The 11,009-nt window shown below is 71.9% G+C and carries 10 protein-coding genes and 1 other RNA gene; 7 read left to right on the top strand and 4 right to left on the bottom strand.

Features of this window, described 5'->3' with window-relative positions; translation table 11 throughout:
- Window positions 1-794, bottom strand: a 794-nt coding sequence (yaaA, locus tag ACRDP3_RS09940) for a peroxide stress protein YaaA (RefSeq protein WP_431516504.1), incomplete at its 3' end; no start/stop codon positions are given.
- A 65-nt stretch (window positions 795-859) separates the two neighbouring features.
- Window positions 860-1,078 carry a hypothetical protein gene (locus ACRDP3_RS09935; protein ID WP_431516503.1) on the bottom strand — a complete coding sequence of 73 codons (219 nt, stop codon included), beginning with the start codon at window positions 1,076-1,078 and terminating at the stop codon, window positions 860-862.
- A gap of 243 nt (window positions 1,079-1,321) precedes the next feature.
- Here ACRDP3_RS09935 and ACRDP3_RS09930 point away from each other — a divergent pair, with 243 nt between their 5' ends.
- The 3 genes from ACRDP3_RS09930 to ACRDP3_RS09920 all read left to right on the top strand — a co-directional run bounded on the left by ACRDP3_RS09930 (window position 1,322) and on the right by ACRDP3_RS09920 (window position 4,369).
- Complete coding sequence (locus ACRDP3_RS09930) at window positions 1,322-3,154, top strand: tetratricopeptide repeat protein (RefSeq protein ID WP_431516502.1); 1,833 nt, start codon at window positions 1,322-1,324, stop codon at window positions 3,152-3,154.
- Window positions 3,155-3,224: 70 nt separating this feature from the next.
- On the top strand, window positions 3,225-3,899 hold the full coding sequence (locus ACRDP3_RS09925; protein ID WP_431516501.1) for a hypothetical protein: 675 nt from the start codon (window positions 3,225-3,227) through the stop codon (window positions 3,897-3,899).
- On the top strand, window positions 3,845-4,369 hold the full coding sequence (locus ACRDP3_RS09920; RefSeq protein ID WP_431516500.1) for a PP2C family protein-serine/threonine phosphatase: 525 nt from the start codon (window positions 3,845-3,847) through the stop codon (window positions 4,367-4,369). Before ACRDP3_RS09925 ends, ACRDP3_RS09920 begins: the two co-directional genes overlap by 55 nt.
- Window positions 4,370-4,438: 69 nt before the next feature.
- On the opposite strand, the gene rnpB is transcribed toward ACRDP3_RS09920, so the two are convergent.
- Window positions 4,439-4,840: RNase P RNA component class A (rnpB, locus tag ACRDP3_RS09915), an RNA gene on the bottom strand.
- A gap of 28 nt (window positions 4,841-4,868) precedes the next feature.
- Window positions 4,869-6,050, bottom strand: coding sequence for a lactate 2-monooxygenase (locus ACRDP3_RS09910; protein ID WP_431516499.1), 1,182 nt, complete (start codon window positions 6,048-6,050; stop codon window positions 4,869-4,871).
- Window positions 6,051-6,352: 302 nt separating this feature from the next.
- On the opposite strand from ACRDP3_RS09910, the gene ACRDP3_RS09905 reads away from it, so the two are divergent.
- The 4 genes from ACRDP3_RS09905 to ACRDP3_RS09890 form a co-directional block, all read left to right on the top strand.
- Window positions 6,353-7,981 carry an alkaline phosphatase D family protein gene (locus ACRDP3_RS09905; RefSeq protein ID WP_431516498.1) on the top strand — a complete coding sequence of 543 codons (1,629 nt, stop codon included), beginning with the start codon at window positions 6,353-6,355 and terminating at the stop codon, window positions 7,979-7,981.
- A 100-nt stretch (window positions 7,982-8,081) separates the two neighbouring features.
- Window positions 8,082-9,488 (top strand): Bcr/CflA family efflux MFS transporter, encoded by a 1,407-nt coding sequence (locus ACRDP3_RS09900; RefSeq protein WP_431516497.1) that lies wholly within the window; start codon window positions 8,082-8,084, stop codon window positions 9,486-9,488.
- Entirely contained in the window at window positions 9,470-10,639 is a 1,170-nt protein-coding gene (locus ACRDP3_RS09895; protein WP_431516496.1) for a serine hydrolase domain-containing protein, read from the top strand. The genes ACRDP3_RS09900 and ACRDP3_RS09895 overlap by 19 nt, the downstream gene beginning before the upstream one ends.
- Before the next feature lie 9 nt (window positions 10,640-10,648).
- The coding region (locus tag ACRDP3_RS09890) for a small ribosomal subunit Rsm22 family protein (RefSeq protein ID WP_431516495.1) at window positions 10,649-11,009 on the top strand (361 nt) is incomplete at its 3' end.

The raw sequence follows: 11,009 nt of genomic DNA, 5'->3' as shown, positions 1-11,009 counted from the left end.
AGCTCCGTCACCACCACGTCCAGCGCCCTCGGCTTCCCCGGCTTCGCCGCGGCGCCCTCCTCCACCCGGTAGCCCAGCCACCGCAGCGACTCCGCCAGTTCGGCAGGCGTACCCGGCGCCGTCCCGGCCTCCAGCAGGGCGCGTACGATCCGCCCCTTCGTCGCCTTGTTGAAGTGGCTGACCACGGACCGCTTCTCGACCCCGTCCACGACGGTGGACTGCAACACCCGGACGGTGACCGTGCGTTCGGCCAGCTCGCCCGCCGGCTTCCACATCTGCGCGTAGGCCGTCGATCGCAGATCCAGTACGAGCCCCTTCCCGGCCATCGCCGGCAGCACGGCCCCCAGCGGCTCCCGCCAGTACGTACCGAGCGCACCCGGCCCCGGCAGCCGCACCCCGCCCGAGCAGCGGTAGGCGGGAATCCGGTCCTTGATCCCCACCACCCCCCACAAGGCGGAGAAGACCAGCAGCGACCGGCCCGCCCGCCGCTTGGCGGCCGGGCTCAGCGTGGCCAGGCCGAGCGCGTCGTAGAGCACCCCCGTATAGAGCTCGCCGGCGGGCCGCGCGGGTGCGGTGCGCAGTGCCGCGTTCCTGGCGACCTCTCCGCGCAGCCCTTCACTCAGCCCCAGCACCTCGCGGGCCTTCTCCTCGTCACCGGAGCAGAGCGTGATCAGCTCCTCCAGCACCGTCTCCCGCGCCTCCGCCAGCCCCGCCGGCGGCAACGCCCCCGGATCCAGTGGGCGTCCCCGGCCTCCCGCGGCCTTCCCCTCGGACGGCGGCAACAGCACGAGCACGGCGGATCTCCTTCGCGGATACGACAGCGGGGTCGCCCAGCAGCGTATGCGGTGCGGAGGCGGCGTTACGCCGCCCCGTCCCCCTGCTCCACCCGGGCGACGAGCGCGCGCAGCTGCCGGGGCGACCAGCCGGTGAGGTCGGCGATCGCCGCCTCCTCCTCCGGGCCGCCCTCGCGCAGCGCCTCCGCCGCCTCGGTCTCCAGGTCCTTGCGGGCCGCGTCGAGGGCGGCGACGGCTTCGCGATAACGCTTCGCGGCGAGTTCAACGGCTGCTTCGGTGTCCATGAGGTCATCGTGACACGGACGGACTGTGCCGTTGTCAGAGGCTTTGCGCTGATACGCGGTGTTCCGTGACCTTCCTCAGTCTGAACACGCCCCGTTCGGTCGCACGGTGGACGCCCCACCGCGCTCGGCGAGGCGTGCACGCTCCGGAGGTGAACGCATGTCCACAATGGTCATGGCTCCCTGTTCGTACACCACTCGATGTGATGGGTCGTCATGAGGCAGTAGTTATGGGGGTGGTTGCCAGTGGTGCAGCATCGGCCGTCGAGGCAGGACCTGGTGGTGCAGCGTCGTCGTGACGGATTCATCGGCCGCCGCGGCGAAGTCGCGGTCTTCCGGGACAACCTGGCTCGGGACCCGGAGGAGTCGGCCTGTCAGTTCCTCTTCTACGTACACGGCTTGGGCGGCGTCGGGAAAACCACCCTGCTCCGTCACTGGGAGTACCTGGCCCGCGAACACGGGGCGGTCACGGCCCGGGTGGGGGACGAGGTGCACAGCGCGGTGGAGGCGATGGAGGCCGTCGCGGGTCAGCTGGAGAAGCAAGGCCGGCCGCTGAAGAAGTTCGCGAAGCAGGCGGCTGCCTACCACCGGCGGCGTCACGAGGCCGAGACGGCCAGTACGGAGACTCAGCCACCGACCGCCTCCGCATCCAGCACCGTTGTGGCCCAGCTCGGGCTGGCCGGGCTGGGTCTGGTCCCCGGCGTCGGCACGGTCGCGGGCGTACTGGACCTGCAACAGGCGGCGCTGGGCGCTGACAAGGTACGGGACCTGTTCAGAAGCCGCTTCCGCAAGCACGAAGATCTCCAGCTCGTCCTGTCCCCCCTGGAAACCCTCACACCGGTCTTCCTCGAGGAACTGAGCGAGATCGCTGAACGGAACACCTGGGTGGTGCTGTTCTTCGACACGCTGGAGCGCACCGGCCCCCTGTTGGAGACATGGCTGCGCGACATCACGCTGGAGTCCCGCTACGGCACTCTGCCCGTCAACGTGCAGACGGTGATGTGCGGGCAGGGCCGGCTGGAGACCGAATGCTGGGGCGACTCCCTGAGTCTTGTCCAGCACGTGCCGTTGGCGGTCTTCACCGAGGACGAAGCCCGTCAGCTCCTCGCCGCCCACGACGTCACCGACGAAAGAGTCATCGAAGTCGTCCTCCAGCTGTCCGGACGGTTGCCGGCCTGGGTCGACGCTCTGGCACAGGCACGCCCCGCCGGCCCGGACGCGGTCGGCGACCCGACCGACAGCGCCGTCGAGCGCTTCTTGAAGTGGGAGACCGACCCCGACCGCCGGCAGACCGCGTTGGCGTGCGCTCTGCCTCGGCAGCTCAACGAAGACCTCTACCGGCTCCTCGCACCTGAGCCGCTGGCGGGGGAGTACGCGTGGCTGCGCGGCCTGACCTTCGTCAGCGGCGACAACGGGCACAGCCGCTACCACGACGTGGTACGTACTCCCATGCTCCGGCTACAACGTGCCGGGTCCCCCCTGCGCTGGCAGCAGCAGCACCTCAGCCTCGCCCGGGCGCACCGGGACAAGCGCCGGGCCCTGGAGTCCTCTCTCGACTCCGACGGCCTCTGGAAGGACGCCGGTTGGCGGGAGGCCCGTCTCGAGGAGATGTATCACCGGTTGTGCGCGAATCCGCGCGACGCCCTCCCCGAAGCGCTGGAAGCCGCCCTTCAGGCCGGCATGGCCGGCAGCGTTCTCTTGCACCGCTGCGCCAGAACCATCGCGCAGGCGGGCCAGGACACCGGCAACGACAACGTCGCGGCATGGGGCCGCCGCCTGAGTACTGCCGAAGACGACGCCGTGGAGATATCCCGGGTCCCATCGAGGAGGACGGCGGACGAGTCGGCCTGTGCGCCGCTTCCGGCTCGATGGAGTGAATGCGGCGGGCGTCGCCGCGTACAGGCGCGTCAGCCCGCGCGGCTCGGCGTCGCCACCGACCTGGACTGGTCGCACGGCCGAGGGCCGGAGGTGCGCGGGCCGGGCGAGGTGATCCTGAGGGCAGTCGCAGGACGGTGCGGCGTGGTCGGCGAACTGTCCGGCGACGGTCAGCGGAAGCTCGCACACCGCATCGAGGGCTGACGCTGCGCGCGGCCTGCGACCAGCACCTGCTCACGCTGCGCACCGCATACGGCCGATGTATAGAGGAGACATGGCGCAGCGGCTCGTTAACCTTCGGCGGTCCGGGCGGTCCGGGCAAGCCAGTGATGCCTGGCTGGCCATTCCGATCGCCCTGCTGGTGGGGATCCTCATGCTGGAGGCGTTCGGGCCTGGCCACGTCCACCTCGGCCCGCTGCTGGTCGCGGCCCCCATGATCACCGCGTACTTCGCCGGCGCGTGGCTGACCGGACTGATGACTGTGCTCGCCGTGGCGACCCAGGCGGGGATAACGGTGCTGAGCCACCACGACGATCTGATCTCGGCGGACCACATGGCCCAGATCATCGCCCTGACCCTTGCGGGCTTTTTCCTCGTGATCTTTTGCGTGCTGCGCGAACGCCGCAGGCGAGAGCTGCAGCAGGTCCGGTACGTCTCGGAGACCGCGCAGCGTCTCGTCATGCGCCCGCTGCCGGAGAAGATCGGACCGCTGAGAGTCGCATCCATGTACCTTGCCGCCGAGGCCGAGGCCCTGGTCGGCGGCGACCTGTACGCGGTCGCGCGCACCGGCACCAGCACGCGGCTGATCATCGGGGACGTGCGGGGGAAGGGCATGCCCCCCTTCGGTGACGTGCCCTGCTGCTCGGCGCCTTCCGGGCGTCCGCACACCGCGGCGTGCCCCTGGCGGACCTTGCGGCCTATCTCGACGGCAGTGTCACCTGGAACCTGACCGTGCCGGGCGAGTCCGGTGAGGTCGGAGAGAGCTTCATCACCGCCGCCATCCTCGACATCCCCGACGCGGGCGACGCGATCGAAGTGATCGAATGCGGCCACTCGTCGCCGATCATGGTGCGGGGCCGCCACGTCACGACGATCGACTTGGACCATCCGGCGCTTCCTCTGGGACTCGGGGAGCTGGCGCCCTCCCGCTACCACGTCCAAGAGGTTCCCTTCGGGGCCGGAGACCTCCTGCTGCTCTACACGGATGGAGTCATCGAGGCCCGCGACTCCACCGGCGCCTTCTATCCGCTCGCCGAGCGGATAGAAGGCTGGGTGGGCTGCCACCCCGATGCCTTCCTGCACCACCTCAAGCGGGACCTGTTCGACCACGTCGGCGGGCACCTGAACGACGACGCCGCCGTGATCGCGATCGAGCGCCTGCCGGTACGCACGGACCTTGCGGGCAGCCCTACGGGCTGAGCGCGGGCGGCAGCCAGGCCGGGCCCAGGGCGGCAGCGAGGTCGCCCGGGAACCTCAGCGGGACAGAGGCGGACGAGTCGGCCTGTACGCCGGGTTCTGGCTCCCCGGGGCCTCGCGGCCACGGGGGAGGCGGCCATCCCTCTCGGGCCGGCGTTACCGCCGGCCTCGTGCGGTCCACCCGCGGACTCGGGCGGGCAGCCCTCGGTCGTCCGCGCAGGGCCGTCAGCCGACGGCCCCTCTTGACCTTGCTCCGGATGGGGTTTACCGAGCCGCCCAGGTCGCCCTGGGCGCTGGTGGTCTCTTACACCACCGTTTCACCCTTACCGGGGCCTTGCGGCTCCGGCGGTCTGTTTTCTGTGGCACTGTCCCGCGGGTCACCCCGGGTGGGCGTTACCCACCATCCTGCCCTGTGGAGCCCGGACGTTCCTCGGCGGGACTGCGAGGTCCCGACGCGGCCGCCCGGCCGGCTCGTCCGCCGTGTCTCCATCGTACCCGCGGGTCAGGGCCGGCTCCGCAGCGAGTCGGGGGACAGCTCGGCGGGGGTGCGGTGTCCGGACAGGCCCAGGGTGAGGTCGAGGTCGGCCAGCAGGCTGCGCAGCACATGCCGTACGCCCTCCTCGCCGCCGTGCGCCAGCCCGTACGCGTACGGGCGCCCGACCAGCACCGCGCGGGCGCCGAGGGCGAGGGCCTTGAGTACGTCCGAGCCGGTACGGACGCCGGAGTCGAAGAGGACCTCCAGCCGGTCGCCGACCGCTTGGACGATCTCCGGCAGGGCGTCCAGCGAGGCGATGGCGCCGTCGACCTGGCGGCCGCCGTGGTTGGAGACGACGACACCGTCCATGCCGGCGTCGGCGGCCCGGCGGGCGTCGTCCGGGTGCAGGACGCCCTTGAGCACGATCGGCCCGTCCCAGTGTTCCCGCAGGAAGGGCAGCTGGTCCCAGGAGTGGTCGGTGCCGGTGAACATCGGCACCCAGCGCAGCACCGCCGAAATCACGTCCTCCTCCGGCGACTTGTCGAGTCCGGCGCGGAAGGCCGGGTCGGAGAACGGGATGGCTGTGCCGACGCCGCGGATGAAGGGCAGGTAGGACCGGTCCAGGTCCTGCGGGCGCCAGGCGAGGGTCCAGGTGTCGAGGGTGACGACGAGGGTGCTGAAACCGGCCCGGCGGGCGCGGTCGAGGATGCTGACGCAGACGTCCTCGTCGTTGGGCCAGTAGAGCTGGAACCAGCGGGGGCTGTCGGGGCCGTTGGCCTCGGCGACCTGTTCGACGGTGTGTGAGGAGGCCGTCGACAGCACCATCGGGACGCCGAGCGAGGCCGCGGCTCGAGCGGTGGCCAGCTCGCCGTCCGGGTGCACGATCGACTGGACGCCGACAGGCGCGAGCAGGACCGGTGCGGGCATCCGGGTGCCGAGCACGGTGGTGCTCAGGTCACGTTCGCCGGCGCCGCGCAGCATGCGCGGGACGAGGCGGTGCCGGTCGAACGCCTCACGGTTCGCCCGGTGCGTGGCCCCGGAGCCCGCCGCTCCGGCGACGTAGCCGAAGGCGCCGGGGTCGAGCTGTTCGCGGGCGGAGGCGCCGAGGAGGGTGAGGTCGGTGGTGAAGGGCGGCAACTGGCCGTCGAGGCCGTTCAGGTAGATGTCGTTCTGGTAGTTGCCGAAGCCCGGCCCGGACGTCTCGCTCATCGTGCTCGTACCCCTCACTCACCACGGGATCCAAGTGCCCCTCCCGGCAACCTTTGCCCTGTCGCGCAAACATTGCCGGTCACGGCACTAGCTGCTGGGCAATGAGTCTGCGTCGGGCGGGTCCCCTCCCGCTAGACCTGGGTCCGCAGAGGTCTCGGCAGCGCCGTTCGCCGCCGCCCCCTTCCCCGCTCCCCTGCCCACGCCGCCGTTCGCCGCCGTGCGGGCGACGCGCCACCCGATCGACATGCCCGTGTCGCGTGGCTGCTAGCCCATCGCCTCCTGCGCGCGGTCCAATCATATGTATGACAAATCCTCTGACCGTGGACAGTGAATTCCGCGCTGCCGCACGGCACCTGGGCCGGCGCAGAGTGCTGACCGGCACCACGGCGGCCGTCGCCCTCGCCCTCGGCACGAACCTGCCGCAGACCGCCCACGCCGCGCCGCGACTGGATCCCGCCGCCCTCCACAAGGACCCCTTCACGCTCGGCGTGGCCTCCGGTGACCCGCTGCCCGACTCCGTCGTGCTGTGGACCCGCCTCGCGCCCGAGCCGTTCGAGCCGGACAGCGGGCTCCCCGCCCAAGCCGTCACCGTCCAGTGGGAACTGGCGAGCGATCAGCAGTTCACCCGCACCGTCAGCAGCGGAAAGGTCACCGCGCACCCCGAGTTCCATCACGCCGTGCACGTCGTGCCCGAGCGGCTCGCGCCGCGCACCCGCTACTACTACCGTTTCCGCGTCGGCAAGTGGACCAGCCCCGTCGGACGCACCCGCACAGCGCCCGCCGCCGACGAGCTGCCCGAGTCGCTGCGCTTCGCCTTCGTCTCCTGCCAGGCCTACCACGACGGGTACTTCACGGCGCTGCGGCACCTGGCCCAGGAGGACGGCATCGATGCCGTCCTTCACCTGGGCGACTACCTGTACGAGTACGCCGTCGACGCGCAGGGAGGCGACCGCGCCGACCCGGCCCTCGCACTGCCCGACCACTTCAACAAGGAGACCGTGACGCTGGCGGACTACCGCCTGCGGTACGCGCTCTACCACTCCGACCCCGACCTGCAGGCCGCGCACGCCGCCCACCCCTGGATCGTCACCTGGGACGACCACGAGGTGGAGAACAACTACGCGGACGAGATCCCGGACGGCTCACCGCCCGAGGCGTTCCTCGCCCGCCGGGCCGCCGCCTACCGCGCGTACTACGAGAACCTGCCGCTGCGTCCGCCCCAGCAGCCCCGCGGCGCGGACCTCCAGCTCTACCGCCGGCTGCACTTCGGGCGGCTCGCCCAGTTCGACATCCTCGACGGCCGTCAGCACCGTGACGACCAGTCAGCCGGTGACGGCTGGAAGGTGCCCACCGCCGAGACCAACAGGCCGGACCGCACCATGCTCGGCAGCACCCAGGAGCGCTGGCTCGCCGACGGCTGGCAGCGTTCGCGCGCGGTGTGGAACGTGGTACCGCAGCAGTGCATCCTCTCCCGCCGCCGCAACCGGACCACCGGCCCCTACCCGCTGTCCATGGACGCCTGGGACGGCTATCCGGCAGCGCGGCAGCGCTTCCTGGACGGGGTACGGGCGGCGGGCGTCGCGAATCTGGTCGTGCTCACCGGTGACGTACACGTGCACTACGCCATGGACATCAAGGAGGACTTCGACCGGACGGACTCCCGCACGGTCGGTGTGGAACTGGTCACCACCTCAGTCGCCAGCGGCGGCGACGGTGTCGCCAAGCCGGGCAACTGGCAGACCTTCCTGGACGCCAACCCGCACATGAAGTTCTACGACGGGCGGCGCGGATACGTCCTGCTCACGCTCGACCAGCGGCAACTGCGCGCGGACTACCGCACGGTCGACGTGATCACCAAGCCGGGGGCGCCCGTCAGCACGGCCGCGTCCTTCGTCTCGCGGGCCGGCCGGCCGGGCCTCAGCTCCGCCTGACAACCGCCCGCAGCGAGGCAGCCGTCCGGGAAATCGGTGAGCCGGGAACGGAAATCTCTGGGAGAATGTGTCTGCCGTTAACAATCTCCTGGAGAGGTGCATGACCGATCCCGGCCCTACCCGCTCGGCCGCCGCCATAGCCCCGGTCGGCATCGCCGACCCCGACCCCGACGCACTCGCCCGCCCGGCCACCGGAACCGTCGCATCGCCCCTGCCCGGCACAGACGGCACGGCACCCACGGCACCCACGCCACCCCTGGTCCCCCTGTCGCCGGATACCCGCCCCGAGCTCACCGACCTCACCCGCCGTCAGCGCGCGGGCCTGCTGGTGACCCTCATACTCGGCAGCCTCACCGCCCTCCCCGCGCTGTCGATGGACATGTACCTCCCGGCGCTTCCGGCGGTCGGCGGCACCCTGCACACCCCGGCCGCCACGGTGCAGCTCACGCTCACCGCGTGCCTGCTCGGGCTCGCTGTGGGGCAGCTGGTGGCCGGTCCGATGAGCGACCGGTTCGGGCGCCGCCGCCCGTTGCTGACCGGCATGGCCGTCTACGTCGCCGCGAGCGCGGCCTGCGCCCTGGCGCCCGGCATCGAGACGCTGATCGTCTTCCGGCTGGTGCAGGGCCTCGCCGGGGCCGCGGGAATCGTGATAGCCCGCGCTGTCGTGCGCGACCTGTACGACGGGCTCGCCATGGCCCGTTTCTTCTCCACCCTGATGCTGATCGGCGGCCTCGCCCCCATCCTGGCGCCCGTGCTCGGCGGCCAGATCCTCCGCTTCACCGACTGGCGCGGTGTCTTCCTCGTCCTCACCGGCATGGGCGTCCTGATCGGTCTGATCGCGGCCCGCTGGCTGCCGGAGACCCTGACACCGGCCAAGCGGCACAAGGGCGGTGTGCCGGAAGCCCTGCGCACCATGCGCGGCCTGTTCGGCGACCGCGTCTTCACCGGCTATCTGCTGGCGGGCAGCTTCGCCTTCGCGGCGCTCTTTGCGTACGTGGCGGCCTCACCCTTCGTCGTGCAGGAGATCTACGGAGCCTCGCCGCAGACCTTCAGCCTGCTGTTCATGGTCAACTCCATCGGTCTGGTCACCGCCGGCCAGATCAACGGCAAGATCCTGGTCGGCCGGGTGTCACTCGACCGGGTGCTCGGCTTCGGACTCTGCATGACCGGGGCGGCGTCGGTCGCCCTGCTGCTGATGACCGGCGGTGTGTTCGGGCGGGTGGGCCTGGTGCCGGTCGCCGCCGCGCTGTGCGTGCTGATGTCCGGTATGGGTTTTGTCATGCCGAACGCCAACTCCCAGAGCCTGATGCGCGCCCCGCACGCCGCCGGATCGGCGTCGGCGCTGCTGGGCGCCTCGCAGTTCCTCATCGGCGCGGTGGCCTCACCACTGGTGGGCATCGCGGGCGAGCGGACCGCCGTGCCGATGGCGGTGGTTCAGCTGGGCGCGCTGCTGGTCGCGGCTGCCGCGTTCGTGGGACTGTGCCGGCCGTGGCGCACGCGAGGCTGAGGAGCGCGGCCACTCCCGAGAGCGCGGGGCTGCGCGCGCCGGAACTGGCCGCTCTCACCGAGGAGATCGACGCGCTGCCCTTACGCGGCTGGTGCGCCGGCGCGGTGGTGCTGGCCGGACGCGGGCGGTACGTCGCGCTGGAGCACGCCACCGGCTGGGCGGTGCGGTACGCGTCGTACGACCCGGAGTCCGGCGGTGGCGTCGAGCTGCCCCGCGAGCAGTGGCAGCCGGTGACCCCGGACACGCGCTTCGACCTCGCCTCGCTCACCAAGCTCTTCACGGCCCTCGCCGCGATGCAGCAGTGCGAGCGGGGGGCCCTCGAGCTGGACCGGGCGGCGGCCGGCTACGTGCCGGAGTTCGGCGCGCACGGCAAGGCCCATATCACGGTGCGGCAGCTGCTCACCCACACCTCCGGGCTGCGGCCCGAACTGCCCTTCTACGAACGCCCGTCCGATCCCCTGACCCTGCTGTGGGACGAGCGGCCGGTCACGGCACCCGGCAGCACGTACGCCTACTCCGACCTCAACCTCATCGCGCTCCAGCAGGTACTCGAGCGGCTCACGGGCCGCGGTCTGGACACCCTCGTACGGGAGGGGATCACCGAACCGCTGGGCATGCGCCGCACCACCTACGGGCCCGTACCGCCCGAGTCCGCCGCCGCCACGGAGGACCAGCGCCGCCCCTGGGCGAAGGCCGACCGGGGCATGCTGCGCGGGACGGTGCACGACGAGAACGCCTGGGCCCTGGGCGGGGTCGCGGGCCACGCGGGCCTCTTCGCCACCGCCGCCGACCTCGCCGTCCTGTGCCGCACGCTGCTGACGGGCGGCGCCTACGGCCCGGCCCGGGTGCTGACCGCCTCGTCGGTGGCCCGGCTGCTGGCGCCGCCGGGGCTGGGCTTCGCCGTCGACCAGCCGTGGTTCATGGGCGAACTGGCCGGCGCCCGCAGCGAGGGCCGGGCGGCCGGGCACACCGGCTTCACCGGTACGAGCCTGGTCCTGGACCCGGTCACCGACACCTTCCTGATCCTGCTGGCCAACACCGTCCACCCCGTCCGCCGCCCACCCGACAACGGCCCCCGTGCCGCCGCGGCGACCCGGCTGGCCCGCTCCGTTCAGGAGGGCCCGGGCGTGCGGGGCCGTAGCGCTCCCTAGACTGTCGCGGTGATCGACGAAGAACTGCGCCGCGCCCTCGCCGCGCTGGTGGACGGCCTGCCGCCGCGGCAGGCGGCCGGTGCCGTGGAGCGGCTGATGGCCAGTTACCGCGGCCCCACCCCGACCGGCGCACCTGTGCTGCGGGACCGTGCGGACGTCGTCGCCTACGCCGCGTACCGGATGCCCGCCACCTTCGCCGCCGTCCGCGCCGCGCTGGACGCCTTCGTGGAACGCACGGGGGAGTGGCGGCCGGCGCACCATCTGGACATCGGCGGCGGCACCGGCGCGGCGGTCTGGGCCGCCGCGGCGGTCTGGGGCGACGCGGCTCCGGACGGCACGCCGCGCCGCGCCACCGTGCTCGACTGGGCCG

The organism is Streptomyces sp., from assembly GCF_050698815.1.
Classification (GTDB): domain Bacteria; phylum Actinomycetota; class Actinomycetes; order Streptomycetales; family Streptomycetaceae; genus Streptomyces.
Note: the sequence above shows the minus strand (reverse complement) of the source record. Positions and strands in the feature narration are given on the sequence as shown.

Coding starts and splice junctions, on each gene's coding strand:
- ACRDP3_RS09900 (WP_431516497.1), top strand. CDS start 8,082: ATGACCGATCCCGGCCCTACCCGCTCGGCCGCCGCCATAGCCCCGGTC.
- ACRDP3_RS09905 (WP_431516498.1), top strand. CDS start 6,353: ATGACAAATCCTCTGACCGTGGACAGTGAATTCCGCGCTGCCGCACGG.
- ACRDP3_RS09935 (WP_431516503.1), bottom strand. CDS start 1,078: ATGGACACCGAAGCAGCCGTTGAACTCGCCGCGAAGCGTTATCGCGAA.
- ACRDP3_RS09925 (WP_431516501.1), top strand. CDS start 3,225: ATGGCGCAGCGGCTCGTTAACCTTCGGCGGTCCGGGCGGTCCGGGCAA.
- ACRDP3_RS09910 (WP_431516499.1), bottom strand. CDS start 6,050: ATGAGCGAGACGTCCGGGCCGGGCTTCGGCAACTACCAGAACGACATC.